We start from the raw sequence: 21,967 nt of genomic DNA on the forward strand, positions 1-21,967 counted from the left end.
AGGGAGTGGGCCGGATGGATAAAAAGCTTTTGGAATATCTGGAAGAAATGAACGACCAAGAGAAGAAGATCTTAAGCGAAGGGAAACCGGTGCTTTCCTACTTTACAAAAGGTGAGAATGATACGGTTGTAGATTCTGAGGTCGTGATGCGTCCGATGACATTGATCGACATTTTGAAACAGCCCAGATTTGTATCACTGCCAAGACATACCCACAATTACATGGAGATGGTGTATATGTGCAGCGGCTCTACGACCCATGTGATAAACGGAGAGACTGAGATCACTCTAAGGGAGGGAGAAGTGCTGTTTCTCCAGCAGGGAACGTCTCATGCGGTCAGCGCGGCCGAATATCATGACATTGCGGTGCGTTTTATGATCCTTCCCGCTTTTTTGCAGTATCCTTTAAGTATGCTGCGGGAAGACACTGTTTTGCGCAGATTCATCGAACGCGCGGTGGAGGACGATAGAAAAGAAGGTGATTTCCTTCAGTTTCACCTGCAGGATATGCCGGAAGCGGAGAACCTTCTGGAAAATATGACTCGGATGCTTTTAAACCGCCGCAGGAACAGCAGGCAGATCCTGCAGGCAACAATGGGCGTACTGCTTTTGGAACTCTCCGGAAGGACTTATAAGATCACGGTAGGAGCGCCTTCCTCTTATGAACAGGAAATCGTATTGAAGGCGATGAACTACATCGAGACAGAGTATGAGACGGCAAGTCTGGGCAAGTTCTGTAAAGAGCAGAATCTGCCGGATTACTATATCAGCCGGCTGATGAAACGATATTCTCCTTATACATTTACTCAGTATCTTCAGAAAAGACGGCTTTTGCAGGCCGCATATATGCTGACGGAGACGAAAGAGCCGGTGGAGAATATCATTCTGTCTGTGGGATATGAGAATTCCAGCCATTTTCACAGGCTGTTCAAAGAAACTTACGGTATGACGCCCAAAGAATACCGAAAGAAGTATACCATGTCAGAGTGGCCTATGTTTGAGGAGCGAAAGAAAAACCCTGAGAGATGAATTTCTCTCAGGGTTTGACTTTTCACTAAACCTAGCGGTTCCGCAGACGAGCCAGGAATCCTTTTTTCTTTACTGGCGTCTCAAGAGGACCTCTTAAGCCCTTGACCGCTGTGATATAGATTCCGCTGACGGTTGCTTTTACTTCCTTTTTTACAGGAATCAGCGGATAGATCTGAGCGTCGCACATTAAAGTCATGACTTTGGGACCTACCTTAGCTTTTACTACCGGAACTTTGGAGCGGCGCAGATACTTGGGGGTGTTCTCGATCACAACAGCTGGCAGCCCGGCTTCTTTTAAACGAAGCTTTCCTTTATCAATGATCAGCATGGATACGGTCTGAGCGACAGCATCCAACTGTTCCTGCTGCTCGGCCTGTTTTTTCTCTGCCCGTTTACCGAGAAAATACAGTACGACGCAGGCAATGATCAAAACAACTAAAATCACGAGAAGAACGATGGTTAATGTACTCATGATAAACCTCCTAAATAACTCGTTTTCACGAAGTACATTGTATCATTGTTTTTGGACAAGTGCAAGAGATTTGAGGTTTTGAGGTTACTTTTTAGGGGAATACAGATATAATATAGAGACAAAAGGGAAAGGAAGGTCGCATCATGCTGGAAACGGCGGGACAGGCTCTTGGCAGCGGTTATCTGTGGGTTCTGGAGCATTTTATCATTATCAATATTTTGTTTTCACTTCTGATCATCTTCTTTCAGAGGCGGAATCCGACGACGGTCTGGGCATGGCTGCTTTTGCTGTATTTTATTCCGGTCCTTGGATTTGTCTTGTATCTGATTCTGGGACAGAATTTCCGAAAGGAGAGGATGTTTAAGATGAAGGAGATCGAAGGGGAGATCAAATACGCGGTGCGGCGCCAGGAAGAATCCATCTACCAAAGAAAGCTGCGTCTGCGGAATCCGGAAATGGAGCGGTTCAAAAGCCTGATCTTATACAATTTGAATGAAGGGGAAGCAGTGTTGACGGATAATAATGATATCCGTATCTACACAGATGGGGAAGAAAAGTTTCGGGCGCTGATGTGGGAGATGGATCACGCCAGGAATTATATTCATCTTCAATATTATATTATCCGCAATGACGAGCTGTGGCAGGAGATTGAGACAATTCTGGCGCGAAAGGCCAGACAGGGAGTGGAAGTAAGGGTCTTGTTCGATAGTATGGGCTGCAGAGGAATGAGAAGATCAGATTGGGAACGACTGGAAAAGGCGGGAATACAGGTGGCTGAGTTCTTTCCCGCGGTGCTTGGCAAACTGCAGCTTCGGGTCAACTATCGTAATCACCGGAAGATTGTGGTGATCGATGGAAGAATCGGATTTATCGGAGGATTCAACATTGGACGGGAATACCTGGGACGGAGCCGGAAGTTTGGTTATTGGAGAGATACCCATATCTGCGTGGAAGGATCTGCGGTAACCTCTTTGGCGGTAAGATTTGTACTGGATTGGAACTATGCCGCCAAAGAGAATTTATTTCTGGAGGATCGTCTGTTCGGACTTCCGGAATATGAACGGGGAGGCGGGGATCCGGTGCAGATCATATCCAGCGGGCCGGATTCTCACAGCCGGGAGATCAGGAACAATTATCTCAGGCTGATCCATATGGCCCAGAAGAATATTTATATCCAGACACCTTACTTTATTCCAGACGATGATATTCGGGATGGTCTTATTATTGCCGCAAAGTCCGGAATCGACGTCAGGATCATGATACCCTGCAAGCCGGATCATCCCTTTGTATACTGGGCCACTTATTCTTATATCGGAGAGCTGGTGGAAGCGGGAGCCAGATGTTACACGTATGACAACGGATTCCTTCATACCAAATGTCTGTGCGCGGATGGACTGGTAAGCTGTATTGGCACGGCGAATATGGATATCCGCAGCTTTAGTTTGAATTTTGAGGTGAACGCGGTGATCTACAGCGCTTCTACAGTCAGAAAATTGGAGGAAGCATTTGAAAATGACATCGCAAAGAGCACCCTGATCACTCGGGAACAGTATGAACAGCGCGGTCTGCTGATTCGGGGGAAAGAGCAGTTCTGCCGGTTGTTTTCTCCGGTGCTGTGATAGAAAATATACCAGAATATCTTTAAAATCCAGACAAAATGTGATATAACTTAAGAGTGTGCCTTTATCTGGAAATAGGGAGGGATGACGGCGCGCTTATATCAGGAAAATATAGTTGAACGAGGTGTAGTAAATGAAGAGAAGAGCAATAGTTCTGGCAGGAATCCTGACAGCGGCCCTGGTGTTTGGCGGCTGCGCGGCCAGCAAAGGTCTGGAGACCGATGCGATAAAGATCACAAAGTACAAGGGCGTAGAGGTGGCTCAGGTGGAAGAACCAAGTGAGATCACAGAGGATGATGTGGAGGCGGCGATCCAGTCCACGCTGGAATCTGAAGCGACTACCACAGAGATCACAGACCGGGCTGTAGAGTCTGGAGATACAGTGAACATCGATTTCGTAGGGAAGATGGACGGGGAAGAGTTCGAGGGAGGATCTGCCGAGGATTATCCTTTGACCATCGGATCTGGAGTATTCATTGAAGGGTTTGAAGATAGTATCATCGGCCATAATGTGGGAGAGACGTTTGACTGGAACGGTACCTTTCCGGATGATTACGGCAATGCGGACATGGCAGGCAAAGACGTGGTATTTACCATTACCGTGAATTCGATCACAGTGGACGAAGTGCCGGAACTAACGGACGATCTGGTAAAAACACTGTCTGAAGAATCAGCAACGGTAGAGGAATACCGGGAAGAAGTCAAGAAGCAGTTAGAAGAAGAGGCCCAGACCAGCTTTGACTCTACTCTGGAACAGAATGCGTGGCAGGCAGTACTTGAGAATACAGAAGTAAAAGAGTATCCGGAAGAGAAAGTAGAAGAGCTGTCTGATTCGCTGATCCAGCAGTATAAAGACGCGGCTGAATACTATCAGATGGAATACGATCAATTTATCGAAGAACAGATGGGATATACAACGGAAGATTTCGAGGCTGAGGTCAAGAATGTGGCTCAGGAGAATGTAAAAGATGAGATGGCGGTAGAAGCTATCGCTGATAAAGAGAATATTGAGCTGACAGACGAGGCTTATGAAGAACAGCTTGGAATTCTTGCAAAAGACTATGGATATGAAGACGGGGACGCGATGAAGGAAGCCTTTGACGAGGAAGAACTGAAAAGCGCGGCGTTAAAAAATCTGGTCATGGAGTATGTAAAAGACAACTGTATCCAGGTGGCGGAGTAATCAAAGGAGAACTTGCGGTTTCCTCTTTTCTGTGATAAGGTATAGCAATAAAAACTGTCGGCAGAGAGATTATATCAATCTGCCGACAGTTTTTTAGATGCATATTTATAAAAGATCAAACCGGCTGATGGGAAAACTTTGGAGCTTTCTTTTCCTGGGCCGCGTAGATCAGCGGATAAAGGATACTGGCCATGGCAAAGGCGGCGATCATATCTGTTACAGAATGTTGTTTTAAAAATACGGTAGACAGAATGATCAGGGCAGTCAGGATATAAGCCCCCCATTGGAGCATCCGGTGCTTCTTCAAAGAGCTGCTTTTGGCGATCGCGATGGCCGCGCCGAGCGAATTAAACACGTGGATGCTTGGCAGCACATTGGTCGGTGTATCCGTTTGGTAAATATATCGTACAAGATCTACAAATACGTTGTCACGGGCAAATGTATCCGGACGCAGATTTTGCGCGTTTGGAAAGACGGTACATACGATCAGGAAGATCGTCATGCCGGTACACAAAAATGCGGCGAGGCGATAGAATCCTCTTTTGTCCGTGAAGAAGAAGTATGCTAAGGTCGCCGCGATAAAAATGAACCAGAGCAAGTAAGGAATAACAAAATATTCAATAAAAGGGATTTGATCATCCAGAGGTGAATGGATATAGAAATACCGGACGCCTCTGCGATTCTCCAGATAACAGAACCAGGGCATATAGATAAATCCGTACAAAAGCACCCAGATATGACTATATTTTTTTGCCAGGTCGATCAGTTTTTTCTTGGCCGTCATGATGATACTTCCTTTTTATGGTTTCTTGGTCTATGGATCGTTGCTTTTTGATTATTTGGATTATATCATGAAAAAAATGAATCAACAAGAATCTTCACCCTTTCTTAATAATTTTTCATGAGGTTTTAATAAGGCGAAGTTTCTGGGATTCCAGTCCAGCTGTTATATGCTGCTGAAAAATGACGGGTTCTCCATCCGTGTGGACGGGAAGCGCTTTTTCGCTAAGAATATGGGCTTCTTTGAAGCGGCAGGTAAAGACGCCTTTAAAATGTGTATGCCAGCCTTTAAAAGCGGTAGGAAGCAGCAGCAGAGTCTTCCATTTTGGAAGGCCGGCTATTACGATCAGATCAAGGCTTCCGTCAGAGGGATCCGCCTTGGGGCAGAAGCGGAAACCGCCGCCCTCATAAGGATGATTCATAACTGCCGCAAAATAGACTTTCTCAAATTTTAAGCTCTCTTTTCCATCCAGAGTAAGAGTCATCCTTCCGGGAGTAAGGGAAAGAAGAAGGCCAAGAGCCACTGCGGTATAAGACAATTTTCCAAGACCGATTTTGTTCAGAAGGATTTTAAGGCGGGAGACCGCTACCTGGTGACAGACGCCGGCGTCGAAGCCAATCCCAGAACTGACTACAAACCGTCTCCGTTTATCCTGATACTGAAGTATCCCGATATCGGTACTGATATACCGCGACGGCGTAAGGATTTCATGCAGGGCTTTTATGGGATCCTGCTCAAGTCTTAAGCTTCTGGCGAAATCATTACTGGAACCAATGGGGATGTAGCCCAGGATAACCTTGGAGAGATCCTGGATTCCGTTGACAGCCTCATTTAACGTGCCGTCTCCGCCCAAGACGATAAGAGAGCGGCAGGACTGCTTTTGGGTAAGTTCTCTGGCGATCGAAACGGCGTGGTTCTGGTATTTGGTGAAAAAGACCTGATATCGCACCTGTTTTTTCTCTAATTCTTGTTCAAGGATTTTCCACGTCCGCAGTCCTTTTCCGGAGCGAGCGTTAGGATTTACAATAAAATAGTACATGGTAAGCCCCCGCGGTATTTGCTATAGATACTATCTATAAATAGATTCAAATAAACAATTAGAAATCCTGGGAAAAAAGGATTATAATAAAACCATAAGATATTATTGTTTGGCAGCATAGCTGCCGGTTTCCTTCCGGAAAATCCTTTAAGCTTTACTTAAAGGATTTTTTGTTTCGGCAAATAAATCAAAGAACCCCGTCCAGATATGCTTCCAAAGTACGTTTCATATTTCCCTCAAAGTCCGCGTTTCCATTTTTCAGACACCATTCAAATACATTCCCGATCACGATGATACGGATATCACTGGTAATCTCTTCCAGAGAAAATTTGGGTGAAAGGATACCGGCATCGATACATTTCTGCAAGTAGTTTTGGACAGTAACGATCGGGTAAGGCCGTTCTGTACGGATCAATGGATTGAGAGACTGGTTTTTGGGAGTATAGTAGTTTGCCATGAATTCAAGTCCCAGTTCCCGGCAGTAGTGGACGTAATTTAAGTAAACATAGACAATAGCCGCTTCTGCCTCCTTAGCGCTTTTGGGAAGTTCCAGAAGGTCCGGGTCGATACTGGGCTGTTCTTCAATATAGTAGGACAGAAGATCCTCCTTGGTCTTAAAATGATGATAGAAGCTTCCATTGGAAACTCCGGCTTCCTCACAGATGTTTTTGATGGAAAGAGCTTCATAGCCTTTCTTCTGGAGAATCCGTTTGGCGGCCTGGAAGATCTTGGCTTTTGTTTCCTGAGATTTCTGCTGCTGACGGGATAATTCCCTGGTTTCGTTTTTTTGACTCATAGATTTATAATGCTCCCTCGTTTGATTTCTCCCGGCGGCAGGCGGCCGCACTGTTGGGGGATTCCTTTTCCCTTGCGGTTAAGGTGCCCTCAGTATAGCACAGCGGACAAGGATTTTCAAGAAAACAGAGTGAACTCTAATTTAAGCGTGAGAGAATTTAAGATCGCCGCATGTCTGGAGGGGTTATACATTGCGCGGCAGGGGAAATTCAGTTATAATCTAGAGAGACCAAAAGATAAAATATGTAAAGCGGCCCCAAAAGGGCGGAGATAAGAGGAAAACAGCATGGATATCAATCAAAAGATCACAGAAGAACTGGGCGTGAAAAAGTGGCAGGTGGATGCGGCGGCAGCGCTGATCGACGAGGGGAATACGATTCCATTTATCGCTCGGTACCGCAAAGAAGCCACCGGTACTCTGGATGACGAGCAGCTTAGAAAACTGTATGAACGTTTAAATTATCTGCGGGGATTGGAAGAGAAAAAGGAACAGGTCCTCTCCAGTATCGAAGAACAAGGGAAACTGACGCCGGAATTAAGGGAGAAGATCCAGGCGGCGGAGACGCTGGTAGTGGTGGAAGATCTGTACCGGCCCTACCGTCCCAAGAGAAGGACGAGAGCCACCATCGCCAAAGAAAAAGGGCTGGAACCGCTGGCCGCGGCTATTGCTTTGCAGAAAATGGAACAAACCGTGGAAGAAGCGGCGGAAAAATATATTGATGAAGCAAAAGGAGTGTCCTCGGTAAAAGAAGCGATTGCGGGCGCTCAGGATATCATTGCCGAATATGTTTCAGACAAGGCAGATTATAGAAGCTGGATCCGGAAGACGACGATGAAAAAGGGAACTTTATTATCCCAGGCCAAAGATCCCAAGAAAGAGTCGGTCTACGAGATGTACTATGAATTTGAAGAGCCGGTAAACCGGCTGGCGGGACACAGGATCCTGGCGGTAAACCGGGGAGAAAAGGAGAAATTCCTGACGGTAAAGATCCAGGCGCCGGAGGAGGAGATTCTTCAATACCTGGAGCGGCAGATGATCCGTCCCGGAAATCCAAGGACAGAGCCGGTGATGAAAGAAGCTTTGGAAGACAGCTATCAAAGGCTGATCGCTCCGGCCATTGAGCGGGAGATCCGCAATGAGCTGACAGAGAAGGCGGAAGATGGGGCGATTCAGGTCTTTGGAAAAAACCTGACCCAGCTTCTGATGCAGCCGCCGATCACGGGGCAGACGGTGCTTGGATGGGACCCGGCATTTCGGACAGGCTGTAAATTGGCTGTAGTAGACCCTACCGGCAAGGTCATAGGCACGACGGTGATCTATCCCACGGCCCCTACCACGCCCAAAAAGATTCAGGCCTCCAAGGATCTCTTAAAGAAGATCATAGAGAAATATCATATTACGCTGATCTCTTTGGGAAATGGAACGGCTTCCAGAGAATCGGAACAATTTATCGTAGAACTGCTGAAAGAAATCCCTCAGAAGGTGCAGTATGTTATCGTAAGCGAGGCGGGCGCTTCTGTGTATTCCGCGAGTAAGCTGGCATCCGAGGAGTTTCCAAAATTCGATGTGGGCCAAAGGAGCGCCGCTTCGATTGCCAGAAGGCTTCAGGATCCGCTGGCGGAATTAGTGAAGATCGATCCAAAGTCGATCGGGGTAGGTCAGTATCAGCATGATATGAACCAAAAGAAATTAAGCGAAGCCCTCTCGGGTGTAGTGGAGGACTGTGTAAACCGAGTAGGCGTGGATCTAAATACGGCTTCCGCGCCGCTGCTTTCCTATATTTCCGGGATCACTCCGGCTGTCGCCAGGAATATTGTGGCTTACCGGGAAGAAAACGGACGGTTTACCAATCGAGGCCAGCTTTTAAAAGTGGCGAAGCTGGGCCCCAAGGCTTTTGAACAGTGCGCCGGATTTATGCGGATCCAGGGAGGCGAGAATCCATTGGACGCGACCAGCGTCCATCCGGAAAGCTATGAGGCGGCGAAAGGGCTTTTAAAGAAGCAGGGGTTTTCTGCGGAAGACGTAAGAGAAGGCCGGCTGGCCGGATTGTCGCTCACGATCCGGGATTATCCGGGATTGGCGCAAGAATTGGGGATCGGGGAGATCACGCTTAGGGATATTGTCAAAGAATTGGAGAAGCCGGGCAGAGATCCAAGAGATGAGATGCCGGCTCCGATCCTGCGGACAGATGTCCTGGAAATGAAGGATCTAAAGGAAGGAATGGTGCTCAAAGGCACAGTCCGCAATGTGATCGATTTTGGCGTGTTTGTAGACATCGGCGTCCATCAGGACGGCCTGGTCCATATCTCAGAAGTGACGGATAAGAAGTTTATCCGGCATCCGCTGGAAGTGGTCAGCGTGGGAGATATTGTGGATGTAAGGGTGATGAGTGTGGATCTGAAAAAGAAACGGATACAACTGAGTATGAAAGGAATTTCATAGGAAACAAAATATAGAAGAAGTTCAGCGGGTGTGTCAGAGAGGAAGGAGAAGATTCATATGAAAAGGACAGATGAAAAGTACCAGGCGTATGTAAAGATCCTGGAAGAGGAACTTGTTCCGGCTATGGGGTGTACGGAACCTATTGCCCTGGCCTACGCGGCGGCTAAGGCGAGAGAGACTCTGGGCTGTATGCCTGAAAAGGTAGAGATCGGCGCAAGCGGGAGCATTATCAAAAATGTAAAAAGCGTTATCGTACCAAATACCGGACATCTAAAAGGAATCCCGTCCGCGGCCGCCGCCGGGATCGTGGCAGGAAATCCAGACCGGGAATTGGAAGTGATCGCGGATGTGACAGAAGAACAGACCAGGGAGATTGCCGAATATCTAAAGACGGCGGAGATTACAGTAGAGCACATTGACCAGGGAATCACATTCGATATCATTGTGGCGGTCTCAAAGGGGGATTCTTCCGCGAAAGTACGGATCGCCAACTATCATACCAATATTGTGCTGGTGGAGAAGAACGGCGAGAAACTGCTGGATCTTCCGGTAGAAGGAGAGAAGGAGGAAGGCCTTACAGACAGGAGCCTTTTGGATATGGAGAGTATCTGGGATTTCATCAATACGGTGAAGGTTGACGATATTCGGGAAGTGATCAGCCGCCAGATTGAATATAATACGGCCATCGCAAAAGAAGGGCTGCGGGGAGATTATGGGGCGAATATAGGAAGCGTCCTGCTTGAGACTTACGGACAGGATGTGAAGAATCGAGCGAAAGCATTGGCCGCCGCCGGCTCTGACGCCCGGATGAATGGCTGTGAACTTCCGGTTATTATCAACGCTGGAAGCGGCAATCAAGGAATGACCTGCTCTCTGCCTGTACTGGAGTATGCGAAAGAACTGAAAACAGAAGAAGAGCAGGTGTATCGGGCGCTTGCTTTGTCAAATCTGGTGGCGATCCATCAGAAGACAGGAATCGGAAGATTGTCTGCTTACTGCGGAGCTGTCAGCGCGGGGGCGGCGGCAGGCGCGGGTATTGCCTATCTGTGCGGAGGCGGTTATGAAGAAGTGATCCATACGGTGGTGAACGCCCTGGCCATTGTTTCAGGAATCGTCTGCGATGGGGCGAAAGCTTCCTGCGCGGCTAAGATTGCCTCCGCGGTGGACGCGGGGATATTGGGATATCATATGTACCTGAACGGGCAGCAGTTCTATGCCGGCGATGGGATCGTTACCAAAGGCGTAGAGGCTACGATCACGAATATCGGACGGCTGGGAAAAGAAGGCATGCGGGAAACCAACGAAGAGATCATCAAGATGATGATCGGAGATTAACCCTAAACCGGCTGTAAAGCAATCTCTAATGGAGAGCTTTACAGCCGGTTTTATAATGCTAAGATTTCATTTCCGAGGCGCATTGGTCAATAACAGCGGCAGCCTTTAAAGCTTGTTGAATGATAAATTGGATTTCTTCCGGAATCGAAACCTCTTCTGGAACGGTGAAAGGAACATTGTCAAGAAATGAGTTTGCCAGAAGATAGACATAAGCTTCCGCGTTTTGCTGCTCGTTTGCCAGTATATCTCCGGTAAAACGCATTCCATCTAAGCTTATTTCACCGCCAAGGACCATTTGATTCAAAGTTTCCAGCATAATGAAGAAATGACTGTCATCCCAGGCAGATAAATACATACATTTGCATAGACCGGGAGTAAAGAAAGGCTGGTCTGAGAAACAGTCCAAAAGCTCTTTGAAACGGGTCCGGTGTCCGGAATCGATAAACATTTTTTCCTCATTAAGCGCCGAAAGGCACAAATCTTTCCATGTCATAGCCGCCCCTCCATAATCGACTGGATAACTTTATTATAGGATAAGAATGGAAAGAACACAATATATTAAGAAAAAAGTCTTGAATCAGGAAAAGCAGGGGCGTATAATGGAAAAGAACTAAAAAAGAATTTCTTCGGGGCAGGGTGACACAAGAAGGAGAGACTCTGATGTTTGTGAATTCCCAACCGGCGGTAGAGTCCGCGACCCGGCGCGTTTCGCGCTGGCTGATCTGGTGAGATTCCAGAACCGACAGTATAGTCTGGATGAGAGAAGAAGTGTGATTGTGATGCTGCAAAACCCCGATACTTTATGTGTCGGGGTTTTTTCACGGGAAATGTGCAGGGCATGTCCTTCAAGACGGCGGACGTTACATAATTCTAAGAAGATTTTCTTTCTTTGTTGAGTTTATTTGAAAAGGAGAGAAAAAGACATGAGTTCAGAAGTAATGACAAACACAAAAGCAAAGGTAAATGTAAGGAAGATGGCCCAGGTAGCAATGCTGAGCGCGATCGCGGTAGTATTGATGCTGTTCGAGATTCCGCTTCCCTTCGCGCCGTCCTTCTATGAGATTGACTTCAGCGAAGTTCCAGTGCTGGTAGGATGTTTTGCAATGGGCCCGCTTGCGGGAGTGGCGATAGAACTGCTGAAGATCCTCCTGAATCTGGTGATCAATGGAAGCGCCACAGCAGGCGTAGGAGAAATGGCCAACTTTCTGATCGGATGCGCGCTGGTTCTTCCGGCGGCAGTGATCTATAAACGGATGCATACCAGGAAAGGCGCGATCGTCGGTATGGCCGCCGGGACCGTATTTATGACGGCCGTAGGATGTTTCCTTAACGCATTTGTCCTGCTTCCAGCTTACGCGGCTGCTTTTGGAATGCCTATCAGCGGACTTGTGGAAATGGGAACCGCGGTAAACAGCGGGATTACGGATCTTACCACCTTTGTGCTATTTGCGGTAGCGCCTTTTAACCTGCTGAAAGGTGTCCTTGTATCATTGATCGTGTTCATTATCTATAAAAAGATCAGTCCGGTACTGCGGATGAGGTAAGGGTGGATTTGTTGAGATCAGGTCCCTGCTTTTGGCTGTCCATATCCCCAATTTCATCGGGATTAGGAAAATCCATCTCTAAAAATGTTAGGCTTCGGGATTGCGCTATGTTAGGCGACAATCCCGGAGCCTTATATTTTTGTGGATGTGAGTTACAGGGGACGGAGCAGCGAGTCAGTTATCCCGGCTTCTGCGTGTGACCTTTATCCCGACAACCCCGAATTGTACTGGCATATTCTTTTCATATGGATTACAATAGAGAAAAACGCGGATTTGTGAGAGGAAAGATGATGGTATACGAGAAATTATCAAAACGTGCGCTCTATTGCATGTATGCGGCTGGGGCGGTGACCGGAACAGTTGTGCTTGCGGTGATCGGGGCGGTAAATTGGTTCTGGCTGTTCCCGAATGATATTGGCGTGGGAAAGATCATATCGCTTATCCTGGCGGTCCTGACGGTGGCTGACGTGGCGGTGAGCCCTTATTTCAGATATCATCGGTACCGCTATTGCATTAATGAGGAATGTATTGATATCCAGGAAGGATATTTGTTTGTAGAGAGAAATATTGTTCCTATTGAAAGGCTGCATAAGCTGCAGACGGCAAAAGGACCGCTGGATCAGCTTTTTCGAGTGGCTAAGGTGGTAGTGACGACTGCGGGTGGAGATGTGACGATCCGTTTCCTGGAAGAAGAAAAGGCAGAAAAGATTGCGGATACGCTCAGAAAAAGGATCAACGAGATTGTGGAAGAGCAGAGGAACGCAGATGGAAGGCAGTCAAATGATGAAGAATGAAAGATTCAGAAATCATATATCGATCGTGGCGGAACGGATGGGGAAAGGGTTTGTGGTCATTTTGGCGCTTCTTGTAGGAGGAATCGCCCAAAATTTAGGGGAAGCGGCAGAGCTGGCCGAGCACGGAATGAAAGCCGGACGGGAGATCCTGCCGGCAATGCTTGCGGCTTTGGTGTTCTTGGTCCTGCTGACTGTCTGGCAGATACTGATCTGGGCCAGGACTTATATTTCCATTGATGGAACGACTTTGGTGATTGAGAAGAATACCCTGAACCGGAAGAAAAATACGATCGGGATCGGAAATATTTCAAATGTAAATACAGAGCAGAATTTATTTGAGATGCTGATCGGCACCTGTAAGATCAAGATAGATACGAACAGTTTATCCACAGCAGATTCTACAGATGTAAAGATTGTCCTGAAAAGGCGGGAAGCGGAAGCCCTTTGCGGACGGATCACAGGAATCATGGAAGAACTGGCGGGCAGAAATGGTCAGGAAGGACAGACAGCGCCGGAGATGGTCCCCGCAAAAAGGCGGGGAGGCGTGGAAGAGGCGCTGAGAGATACACCAGGCGCATCCCTTGGGACTATGTTTGTCCATGGATTTTATCAGGCCAGTCTGCTCTCGGCGTTGATCGTGATTCTCTGTCTTGTGGGAACAGCAGCTGGAGCGGCGGAATCTCTGAGCAAAGGAAATATTGGAAGAAGCTTGGTGGAACTTCTGGCGGCCGGCGCGGTAGTGATCTTTGTTTTCCTTTCTGCGGTATGGGATCTGCTCAAGGGATTTATCCAATACTATGATTTTAAAGTGAAGAGAAAAGAAGATAAACTTTATATCAGTTATGGCCTTTTGAAGAAAATCAGTTATACGATCCCGGTGGACAAGATCAATGGATTGAAATTGACCCAGTCTTTCCAGGGAAGGCTGACAGGACGATGTATGGCAGAAATTCTTAATGTAGGGATGGGAGACGATCAAGAGGAAAAGAAGTCCTTTCTCCTCCTGTACGATAAGAAGGCGAAAAATGCGGAAAGAATCCGGGAACTGCTTCCCGAATTCTCGGGAGTGACAGAATGGGAGACGCAGAAACAGCCTAAGCAAGTGTGGCTGCTTTGGCTGGTCCGGGGATTGATCTGGACCCTGCTGACGGCAGGGGCGGCCTGGATCGCGGCAGTGATATGGCAGGAATACCAGATTTGGATTCTTGCCGCGGAAGCTCTTCTGCTGGCCGCGGCAGGAGGAATGCTGGTATGCCGGTATCGTACGGCAGGAGTGGGAGTCAGTGAGGAATTCCTGCTCATATCCAGCGGATATATGGGAAGGCGCTTCCTGGCTGTACGATTCGGGAAGATCCAATACCTGCAGATAAAGCAGAGCTTTCTGGCAAAGCGCTGGAAAATGCAGAAGGGAACCATCTATCTTCTTGCGGCGGCGTCCGACCGTACGCAGAACATCCCCTATTTCAGGGAAGCGGTATCAGAACAATTAAAGACATGCATACTAAAAAGAAAAGATAAGGCGAGGGAGAACTTATGAAGAGAACAGGAGTTGTAAATGGAAGATTTCAGGTGCTTCATTTAAAACATATGGAGTATATCCTGGCGGCCAAGATGCGCTGCGGGAAATTATATATCGGGCTTACGAACCCAGACAGCCTGCATACCAGAGAGTCTGTCAATGATGCGAACCGTTCTGCCAAATACGCAAATCCACTGACCTATTTTGAGCGTTATGAGATGATCCGGGGAGCGATGGCAGAATTTAGAGTTCCGGAGTCTGAATATGATATCCTGCCGTTCCCGATCAATTGTCCGGAATATATCCCCCAGTACGCGCCGAAAGATGCGGTATTCTATATGGGACTGTGTGATGAGTGGGACGAAGAGAAATATAAGATTCTGAGAAGTCTGGGATTGGAGGTTGAGGTCCTTTGGAGAAAGCCGCCGGAAGAAAAAGGGGTCACCTCTTCCTGGGTCAGAAGCTGCATCGCCACAGACCAGGAGTGGGCTCACTTAGTCCCCAAAAGCGTATACGCTTATCTGACGGAGCATCATCTGGACGAGCGGATCAAGCGACTGGAACAGATGCGGATGGATGAAAAAGATGTGAGTCTTTTGTAATTTTGTTTGTATTCCTACGCAGAAAGAATACTCAGAGAAAAGACAAAATAACAGATGCGAATGCTTTATCGACTTACACCTCTTTCTGTGCTATGATTATGAATGCATAATATAGAGAGAAAGGGGTATTTTCTATGGGAAATACGTCTGAAGATAGAGTGGATAAAAATGGACAGAGCAGATCAGGACATCTCTGTATGGGTATCCTCGCCCATGTGGACTCGGGCAAGACCACCCTTTCCGAGGGGATTCTCTATCTGTGCGGGAAGATTCGGAAGCTGGGGAGAGTGGACCATAAAGACGCGTTTCTGGATACGGAAGAACTGGAGAAAGACAGAGGGATCACCATCTTCTCCAAACAGGCGGTGTTTGAGTTGGGAGATAAGCGGGTAACACTTCTGGATACGCCGGGACATGTGGATTTTGCCGCGGAGATGGAGCGAACTCTTCAGGTACTGGATTACGCCGTGCTGGTGATCAGCGGCGCGGACGGCATACAGGGACATACCCGCACGCTGTGGAAGCTGCTGGAACGGTATCAGATCCCGGTCTTTTTGTTTATCAATAAGATGGATCAGGCGGGAACTCAAAGAGAGGCGGTCCTGGAAGAAATACAGAATGGATTAAGCGAAAGCTGTATCGCTTTTGACAGGGCGCAGACGCCGGATTTCCTGGAAAGTCTGGCCATGTGTGAGGATCAGGCCCTGGAAGAATATCTGCGGACAGAAAGTCTGAAGAAAGAGACGGTCTCACGGATGATCCGGCACAGAAAGGTCTTTCCCTGCTATTTTGGATCGGCTCTGAAGCTGGAAGGGGTACAGGAGCTTTTAGACGGACTGGCCCAGTACGCGCAGAGCTTTTCTGAGAGAAAAGAGAAGACAGGAGACGGACGCTTTGGGGCCAGGGTATACAAAATTTCCAGAGACGGCCAGGGGAACCGTCTGACTCATATGAAGATTACAGGTGGCATCCTGAAAGTGAAGGATACACTGGGCGCGGAAGGAGAAAAGGTGAACCAGATCCGGATTTATTCCGGAGGCAAATATGAAATGGTTCAGGAAGCGCAGGCGGGAATGATCTGCGCTGTCACGGGGCTGAGTCAGACTTATCCTGGAGAAGGGCTTGGGAAAGAGCCGCCGGCCCATCCGCCGGTCCTTGAACCGGTGCTGAGTTACCAGATCTATCTGCCGGAAGGCTGCGAAGTATCGAAAGCCCTCTCTGACCTGCGGCAGCTGGAGGAAGAGGACCCGCTGTTTCGAATTGTGTGGATGGAAGAATTGGGAGAACTGCACGCTCAGGTTATGGGAGAAGTGCAGATTGAGATCCTGAAAAGGCTGATCCAGGATCGATTTGGACTGGAAGTGGAGTTTGGAGCCGGAAGCATTGTCTATAAAGAGACAATTCAGAATCGGGTGGAAGGAGTGGGACATTTTGAACCTCTCCGGCATTACGCGGAAGTCCATCTTATCCTGGAGCCGGGCGAACCGGGAAGCGGCATGGTCTATGTTTCCGAATGCGGTGAGGATGTGCTGGACCGTTCCTGGCAGAGACTGATTTTGACTCACTTAGAGGAAAAAAGGCATCTGGGGGTGCTGACCGGAGCGGAATTGACAGACGTGAAAATTACGCTGAAGGCCGGGAGAGCCCATTTAAAACATACAGAAGGCGGGGATTTCCGGCAGGCGACTTACCGAGCGGTCCGCCAGGGACTGATGCAGGCACAGAGTGTACTTTTGGAACCTTATTATGAGTTCCGGCTGGAAGTCCCCTCGGAGAATCTTGGGAGAGCCATGACGGATATCCAGAGGATGAGCGGAGAGTTCCTGCCGCCTAAGACGGAAGGTGAAATGGCGGTCCTGACAGGAACGGTGCCGGCGGCTGGTCTGAATGGATACCAGATCCAGGTAGCAGGCTATACCGGGGGGAGAGGCCATTTATCCTATGTGTTCCGGGGATATGGACGCTGTCAGAATGAAGAAGCGGTTGTGGAGGCTGCTGGTTATGATCCTTTAAGGGATATGGACAACCCTTCAGATTCTATTTTCTGCAGCCATGGAGCAGGATTCAGCGTGCCATGGGATCAAGTGCCGGAATATATGCATATAGAGAGCGTTTTAAAGAAAGAACAAAAGAAAGAAGAAGGACGGAACATTTCTAAGGAAAAGAAAAACGGAGGCAGAAGTTCTGCCGGATACGCCCAGAGCAAAGAAGCGGAAAAGGAGCTGGAAGAGATCTTTATCCGCACCTACGGGAAGATCGAGCGGAAAAAAGCGCCGGAGACCAGCCGGGTAACTGCCAGAGGAGAGGCGAAACGCCGCAAAAAGGAAGATAGATTGAGGGAATATCTGCTGGTGGACGGATATAATGTGATCTTTGCCTGGGAAGAGCTGAAAGATCTGGCCAGAGATAATATTGACGGGGCCAGAAACCGGCTGATGGATATTCTCTGCAACTATCAGGGTTATAAAAAATGCACAGTGATTCTGGTTTTCGATGCTTACAGGGTAGAGGGAGACGTGCTGGAAATCCAGAAATATCACAACATTCATGTGGTTTATACCAAGGAGGCGGAGACGGCGGATCAGTATATTGAGAAAGTGGTCCATGAGATCGGCCGGAAATATCACGTGACAGTAGTGACTTCAGACGGTGTTGAGCAGGTGGTGACACTGGGGCAGGGGGGAACTCTGATCTCCGCCAGAGAATTCCGGGAGGAAGTAGAGATCGTCCGCCAAGAGATCCGCAGGGAATGGGAGGCAAGAAGAGAGAAGAAAAAGCAGTATTTATTTGACTCCATGGAAGATGAATTGGCGGAGCAGATGGAGAAAGTGCGTCTGGGAAAACAAAAACTGGAATAAAAGAAGGAAGAGAAAGAGGTATATTTTGCCGGAATGGACGACAGACTAATAGGAAAAGCGGAAAGGATGGCAATAGACATGGAAAAACAAACGCTGGCACTATTAAAGGAATGTAGTTCTGGATGCAAAATGGCTGTTGACAGTATGGATCAGATCAAGGAATATGTTCTGGATTCAAACCTGTCTCAAGTGATCGACGAGGCAAAAAAACGGCATCTGCAATTGGAAAAGGAAACCGATGAACTGCTCAGAGAGCAGGGGGAAAGAGGCCGGGAACCAGAGAAGCTGGCGCAGGCGTTCTCCTGGATCACAACGGAGATGAAACTTCTGATCAAAGATGATAACACTCAGATCGCTAAAATTTTGATGGACGGGTGCGGCATGGGGATCAAGAGCTTGAGCGAACAGATCAATAAATACCCGGAAGCATCTAGGGAGAGCAGAACTGTGGCTGGCAAGATCGTAAAATGCGAGGAAAAACTGATGGGAGAATTAAAGAAGTTTCTGTAAGAAACGGGGCAGAGATGAACTGCGGCCGCATGGGGAATGGAAGAGGACCAAGGAGGAAACAGATATGATAAGTTTTGAAAATGTAAAGAAAAACTTTGGCTTTGGATGTATGCGTCTTCCCATGAAGGGAGATGAGGTAGACACAGCAGAATTTTCTAAAATGGTGGATATATTTCTGGAAGCCGGATTCAATTATTTTGACACAGCAAGAGGATATCTGGAGGGTAAGAGCGAGACCGCTCTGCGGGAATGTCTCACCAGCAGATATCCCCGCGGCCGCTATATCCTGACGGATAAACTGACGGAAACTTTTTTCAAAACAGAAGCGGATATCCGGCCGTTTTTTGAAAGCCAGCTGGAAGCCTGCGGCGTAGACTATTTTGATTTCTATTTGATGCACTCTCAAAATGCGGAATATTTTAAAAAATTCAAAAAATGCCGCGCCTATGAGACGGCGTTTGCTCTGAAAGAAGAGGGAAAGATCCGTCATGTGGGGATCTCATTTCATGACAAAGCGGCGGTGCTGGAACAGATCCTGGAAGAGTATCCGCAGATCGAAGTTGTCCAGATCCAATTTAATTATGTAGACTATGAGGACGCGGCGGTAGAAGGACGGAAGTGTTATGAGGTCTGTGTGCGCCATAAGAAGCCGGTTATCGTCATGGAGCCGGTAAAAGGAGGCAATCTGGTGAATCTGCCAAAAGAGGCGAAGGAAGTTCTGGATGAGTTAAAAGGCGGTTCTCCAGCCAGCTATGCGATCCGCTTTGCCGCTGGGTTTGAAGGGAACGAGATGGTAATCTCCGGAATGAGCAATATGGAACAGATGGAGGATAATTTGAGTTATATGAAAGACTTCCATCCCCTTGACCAACGGGAAATGGCTGCGGTAGAAAAGGTGGCGAAGATCTTCCGGTCTATGGATCTGATCTCTTGTACCGCCTGCCGTTACTGTGTTGCCGGATGTCCCCAAAATATCCTTATTCCGGAACTGTTCGCGGCGATGAACGCAAAGCACACATACCAGGACTGGAACAGCGGCTGGTATTATATGATACATACGCTGAATAAAGGGAAGGCTTCTGACTGCATCAAATGCGGAAAATGCGAGAAGGCATGTCCGCAGCATTTGAAGATCCGTGAACTGCTGGAGGCAGTGGCAAAGGAATTTGAGAAAAAGGAAGCCTGACGGCGTCAGCCGCGCAAAAGCCCTGAAAGATTCTGTCGTTACCACGCCAAGAAAATCAAATGTCTGCTGCGCAGCCGCTTGATTTTCTTTTGAGCGTGGTATTTTAATGTTTTTTTCATGTTTTTGTACTATAATTGAGAAAATGGACGGAAATAGGAGGGATTTCTATGCGCCTTTTGGTGGTGGAAGATGAGATCTACCTTTTGGATGTTTTAAAGAAAAGACTGACGAAGGAGCACTATAGTGTGGATGCCTGTGAGGACGGCCTGGAAGCGTGGGATTTTATCAAGCTGACTCCTTATGATGGGATTATTCTGGATATTATGCTTCCGGGAATGGATGGCATCGAGATATTGAAGCGGATGCGAAAGGAAGGAAACCATACGCCGGTGCTTCTTCTGACGGCCAGGGACAGTATTGAGGATCGGGTAACGGGATTGGATATCGGAGCGGATGATTATCTGGTCAAGCCTTTTGCTTTTGAAGAACTTCTGGCCAGAATCCGGGTCATGCTGCGCCGGAAGAATACGGTGCAGCCCCAGGAGGAGGTCTATACTTTGGCGGATCTGTCAGTAGACTGCAAGAGCCATGAGGTGGCCAGGGCGGGAAAGCAGATTGAACTTTCCGCAAAAGAATTTGCGCTGCTGGAATATTTGATCCGCAATCAGGGAGTCGTGCTTTCCAGAGAACAGATTGAAGAACATATCTGGAATTACGATTATATGGGGAGTTCTAATATGGTGGACGTTTATATCCGGTATCTGCGCAAGAAAATTGACGACGGACATGAGAAAAAGCTGATCCAGACGGTGCGGGGCGCGGGGTATGTCCTGCGGGAAACATCATAAAGGAGAGGGAGTATGAAAAAACTTTCGATCAAAATGAAGGTGACCATATGGTATACGGTTTTTGTGGCTATTGTGGCGCTGTTTGCCCTTGGAGTCGTCGCGCTTTACGCGGGCCGGATGATCTGGTCAGAGCAGGAAAAAGAACTGCGGGAAGAGGTGGCGGAGTTCGCCGAGGAGCTGGAAGTGTCTGGAAGCGGCTATGTGACAGAAGAAGGACGGTTCTACGATGACGATATTGTGTTCAGTCTGTACAATGAAAGCGGAGCGCTGCTGGACGGAAACGTCCCGGCCTCTTTTCCAGAGAACACCACGTTAAAAAATGGTGTGGTCCAGACCATTTCGTCAGGAGAGCAGGAGTGGCTGACCTATGATATTGCTGTAGACTATGGCGGGGATCATATGGTGTGGGTGCGGGGAATCACATATATGGGCCTGGCAATGACTATGTCGGGAGGACTTCTCATTGTTTCCTGTATCTTGATCCCGGTTCTGGTAGTCTTGGCCGCTGCCGGCGGATTCATCATTACAAAGCGGGCTTTTAAGCCGGTAGAAGATATCCAAAGAACAGCGGCTGAAATCGCGGGAAGCAAAGACCTGGCCCGTCGGATGCCCACAGAAGAGGCCAGCGGGGAGATCCGGGAACTGGCGGAAACTTTTAACGGTATGCTGGGGACGCTGGAATCGACCTTGGAGGACGAGAAGCGGTTTACGGCGGACGTATCCCATGAACTTCGGACGCCGGTATCGGTGATCATGGCTCAGGGAGAATACGCCATGCTGGAAGATTCCACGGAAGAAGAGCGGAAAGAGGCGCTGGAGATCATTGTAGGACAGGCCAAGAAAATGTCTGCCATGATCGCCCAGCTTCTGGAAATGGCAAGAAGAGAAAAGAGCGCCGGACCGGCGGGAAGAGAGAAGGTAGACCTGGGAGAGATCGTGAATCTTGCGGCGGAAGAACTAAAAGATCTGTCCGGAGAGAAGCGGATCACTATCACAAGCGACAGCGAGCAGGAATTGTATGTCTGGGGAGAGCAGACGGCATTTACCCGGATCTTCATGAACCTGGTAACAAACGCGGTCCAGTACGGGAAAGAAGGGGGCCATGTGTGGCTTAAAGCGTGGAAAGAAGGAGAAGAAGTCCTGTGCAGCGTGAGAGATGACGGGATCGGCATCGGGCCGGAGGAACTGCCCCACATTTTCCGCAGGTTTTACCGGGAGGATAAGTCGCGGACCGGCCGGGCGGAGGCGCACGCGGGATTGGGATTGTCTATGGTAAAGCATCTGACTGAGAATTTCGGTGGAACTATCCAGGTATACAGCCAGAAGGAGAAAGGCACTACCTTTGTACTGCATTTTCCCGCTTTACGAAATCCAGACAATCCGTTACAATAGATAATAAAGTTTTAGAGAT

Annotated in this window: 19 protein-coding genes and 1 riboswitch; of the genes, 14 read left to right on the forward strand and 5 right to left on the reverse strand. The window is 48.2% G+C overall.

Translation table 11 applies throughout. From position 1 onward, the window contains the following. Positions 1–14 precede the first annotated feature (14 nt). Positions 15–1,028, forward strand: coding sequence for a helix-turn-helix domain-containing protein (locus FND36_04475; protein QDW73359.1), 1,014 nt, complete (start codon positions 15–17; stop codon positions 1,026–1,028). Between the two features lie 31 nt (positions 1,029–1,059). Here FND36_04475 and FND36_04480 read toward each other — a convergent pair whose 3' ends face one another. Beyond that, positions 1,060–1,500, reverse strand: coding sequence for a hypothetical protein (locus tag FND36_04480; GenBank protein ID QDW73360.1), 441 nt, complete (start codon positions 1,498–1,500; stop codon positions 1,060–1,062). 143 nt (positions 1,501–1,643) lie between these two features. Here FND36_04480 and cls point away from each other — a divergent pair, with 143 nt between their 5' ends. Together cls and tig are read left to right on the forward strand one after the other, a co-directional pair. After that, positions 1,644–3,119 carry a cardiolipin synthase gene (cls, locus tag FND36_04485; GenBank protein ID QDW73361.1) on the forward strand — a complete coding sequence of 492 codons (1,476 nt, stop codon included), beginning with the start codon at positions 1,644–1,646 and terminating at the stop codon, positions 3,117–3,119. 133 nt (positions 3,120–3,252) lie between these two features. Continuing rightward, entirely contained in the window at positions 3,253–4,302 is a 1,050-nt protein-coding gene (tig, locus tag FND36_04490; GenBank protein ID QDW73362.1) for a trigger factor, read from the forward strand. A 115-nt stretch (positions 4,303–4,417) separates the two neighbouring features. On the opposite strand, the gene FND36_04495 is transcribed toward tig, so the two are convergent. From FND36_04495 to FND36_04505, 3 genes are all read right to left on the reverse strand, one after another. Beyond that, positions 4,418–5,086, reverse strand: a complete 669-nt coding sequence (locus FND36_04495; protein ID QDW73363.1) for a phosphatase PAP2 family protein — start codon at positions 5,084–5,086, stop codon at positions 4,418–4,420. A gap of 115 nt (positions 5,087–5,201) precedes the next feature. After that, positions 5,202–6,122 carry a diacylglycerol kinase family lipid kinase gene (locus tag FND36_04500; GenBank protein ID QDW73364.1) on the reverse strand — a complete coding sequence of 307 codons (921 nt, stop codon included), beginning with the start codon at positions 6,120–6,122 and terminating at the stop codon, positions 5,202–5,204. Between the two features lie 187 nt (positions 6,123–6,309). Then, complete coding sequence (locus FND36_04505; protein QDW73365.1) at positions 6,310–6,918, reverse strand: TetR/AcrR family transcriptional regulator; 609 nt, start codon at positions 6,916–6,918, stop codon at positions 6,310–6,312. Positions 6,919–7,203: 285 nt separating this feature from the next. Here FND36_04505 and FND36_04510 point away from each other — a divergent pair, with 285 nt between their 5' ends. Both FND36_04510 and FND36_04515 read left to right on the forward strand, forming a co-directional pair. Further along, complete coding sequence (locus FND36_04510; GenBank protein QDW73366.1) at positions 7,204–9,360, forward strand: RNA-binding transcriptional accessory protein; 2,157 nt, start codon at positions 7,204–7,206, stop codon at positions 9,358–9,360. A 57-nt stretch (positions 9,361–9,417) separates the two neighbouring features. Beyond that, a complete protein-coding gene (locus tag FND36_04515) occupies positions 9,418–10,695 on the forward strand; it encodes a serine dehydratase subunit alpha family protein (protein ID QDW73367.1) in 1,278 nt (425 codons plus the stop codon). 58 nt (positions 10,696–10,753) lie between these two features. Here the strand turns inward: FND36_04515 and FND36_04520 are convergent, their stop codons facing one another. After that, the gene (locus FND36_04520; protein ID QDW73368.1) at positions 10,754–11,188 is read right to left on the reverse strand and encodes a hypothetical protein; all 435 of its coding nucleotides are present in this window, start codon (positions 11,186–11,188) and stop codon (positions 10,754–10,756) included. 125 nt (positions 11,189–11,313) lie between these two features. Beyond that, a riboswitch (FMN riboswitch) is annotated at positions 11,314–11,467 on the forward strand. 151 nt (positions 11,468–11,618) lie between these two features. Between FND36_04520 and FND36_04525 the strand changes: the two genes are divergently transcribed. The 9 genes from FND36_04525 to FND36_04565 all read left to right on the forward strand — a co-directional run bounded on the left by FND36_04525 (position 11,619) and on the right by FND36_04565 (position 21,948). Next, positions 11,619–12,239, forward strand: a complete 621-nt coding sequence (locus tag FND36_04525) for an ECF transporter S component (protein ID QDW73369.1) — start codon at positions 11,619–11,621, stop codon at positions 12,237–12,239. Positions 12,240–12,529: 290 nt separating this feature from the next. After that, entirely contained in the window at positions 12,530–13,033 is a 504-nt protein-coding gene (locus FND36_04530; GenBank protein ID QDW75533.1) for a PH domain-containing protein, read from the forward strand. Continuing rightward, the gene (locus FND36_04535; protein ID QDW73370.1) at positions 13,005–14,570 is read left to right on the forward strand and encodes a PH domain-containing protein; all 1,566 of its coding nucleotides are present in this window, start codon (positions 13,005–13,007) and stop codon (positions 14,568–14,570) included. Before FND36_04530 ends, FND36_04535 begins: the two co-directional genes overlap by 29 nt. Further along, entirely contained in the window at positions 14,567–15,154 is a 588-nt protein-coding gene (locus tag FND36_04540; GenBank protein QDW73371.1) for a nicotinate-nucleotide adenylyltransferase, read from the forward strand. The genes FND36_04535 and FND36_04540 overlap by 4 nt, the downstream gene beginning before the upstream one ends. A gap of 134 nt (positions 15,155–15,288) precedes the next feature. Next, complete coding sequence (locus FND36_04545) at positions 15,289–18,012, forward strand: GTP-binding protein (protein ID QDW73372.1); 2,724 nt, start codon at positions 15,289–15,291, stop codon at positions 18,010–18,012. Positions 18,013–18,078: 66 nt separating this feature from the next. Then, positions 18,079–18,522, forward strand: coding sequence for a hypothetical protein (locus FND36_04550; protein ID QDW73373.1), 444 nt, complete (start codon positions 18,079–18,081; stop codon positions 18,520–18,522). Between the two features lie 64 nt (positions 18,523–18,586). Beyond that, positions 18,587–19,708, forward strand: coding sequence for a 4Fe-4S dicluster domain-containing protein (locus tag FND36_04555; GenBank protein ID QDW73374.1), 1,122 nt, complete (start codon positions 18,587–18,589; stop codon positions 19,706–19,708). Between the two features lie 167 nt (positions 19,709–19,875). Beyond that, positions 19,876–20,556 carry a response regulator transcription factor gene (locus FND36_04560; GenBank protein QDW73375.1) on the forward strand — a complete coding sequence of 227 codons (681 nt, stop codon included), beginning with the start codon at positions 19,876–19,878 and terminating at the stop codon, positions 20,554–20,556. 12 nt (positions 20,557–20,568) lie between these two features. Then, complete coding sequence (locus FND36_04565) at positions 20,569–21,948, forward strand: HAMP domain-containing histidine kinase (GenBank protein ID QDW73376.1); 1,380 nt, start codon at positions 20,569–20,571, stop codon at positions 21,946–21,948. The last annotated feature ends 19 nt before the right edge of the window (positions 21,949–21,967 follow it).

The sequence above is a fragment of the Lachnospiraceae bacterium KGMB03038 genome (assembly GCA_007361935.1).
Taxonomy (GTDB): Bacteria; Bacillota; Clostridia; order Lachnospirales; family Lachnospiraceae; genus Massilistercora.

Bases quoted from the DNA above. Each gene is read 5' to 3' on its own strand.
- FND36_04565 (QDW73376.1), top strand. From the start codon at position 20,569: ATGAAAAAACTTTCGATCAAAATGAAGGTGACCATATGGTATACGGTT.
- FND36_04545 (QDW73372.1), top strand. From the start codon at position 15,289: ATGGGAAATACGTCTGAAGATAGAGTGGATAAAAATGGACAGAGCAGA.
- FND36_04560 (QDW73375.1), top strand. From the start codon at position 19,876: ATGCGCCTTTTGGTGGTGGAAGATGAGATCTACCTTTTGGATGTTTTA.
- FND36_04510 (QDW73366.1), top strand. From the start codon at position 7,204: ATGGATATCAATCAAAAGATCACAGAAGAACTGGGCGTGAAAAAGTGG.
- cls (QDW73361.1), top strand. From the start codon at position 1,644: ATGCTGGAAACGGCGGGACAGGCTCTTGGCAGCGGTTATCTGTGGGTT.
- FND36_04550 (QDW73373.1), top strand. From the start codon at position 18,079: ATGGCAATAGACATGGAAAAACAAACGCTGGCACTATTAAAGGAATGT.
- FND36_04480 (QDW73360.1), bottom strand. From the start codon at position 1,500: ATGAGTACATTAACCATCGTTCTTCTCGTGATTTTAGTTGTTTTGATC.
- FND36_04500 (QDW73364.1), bottom strand. From the start codon at position 6,122: ATGTACTATTTTATTGTAAATCCTAACGCTCGCTCCGGAAAAGGACTG.
- FND36_04535 (QDW73370.1), top strand. From the start codon at position 13,005: ATGGAAGGCAGTCAAATGATGAAGAATGAAAGATTCAGAAATCATATA.
- FND36_04555 (QDW73374.1), top strand. From the start codon at position 18,587: ATGATAAGTTTTGAAAATGTAAAGAAAAACTTTGGCTTTGGATGTATG.
- FND36_04530 (QDW75533.1), top strand. From the start codon at position 12,530: ATGGTATACGAGAAATTATCAAAACGTGCGCTCTATTGCATGTATGCG.
- tig (QDW73362.1), top strand. From the start codon at position 3,253: ATGAAGAGAAGAGCAATAGTTCTGGCAGGAATCCTGACAGCGGCCCTG.
- FND36_04495 (QDW73363.1), bottom strand. From the start codon at position 5,086: ATGACGGCCAAGAAAAAACTGATCGACCTGGCAAAAAAATATAGTCAT.
- FND36_04475 (QDW73359.1), top strand. From the start codon at position 15: ATGGATAAAAAGCTTTTGGAATATCTGGAAGAAATGAACGACCAAGAG.
- FND36_04520 (QDW73368.1), bottom strand. From the start codon at position 11,188: ATGACATGGAAAGATTTGTGCCTTTCGGCGCTTAATGAGGAAAAAATG.
- FND36_04525 (QDW73369.1), top strand. From the start codon at position 11,619: ATGAGTTCAGAAGTAATGACAAACACAAAAGCAAAGGTAAATGTAAGG.
- FND36_04540 (QDW73371.1), top strand. From the start codon at position 14,567: ATGAAGAGAACAGGAGTTGTAAATGGAAGATTTCAGGTGCTTCATTTA.
- FND36_04515 (QDW73367.1), top strand. From the start codon at position 9,418: ATGAAAAGGACAGATGAAAAGTACCAGGCGTATGTAAAGATCCTGGAA.
- FND36_04505 (QDW73365.1), bottom strand. From the start codon at position 6,918: ATGAGTCAAAAAAACGAAACCAGGGAATTATCCCGTCAGCAGCAGAAA.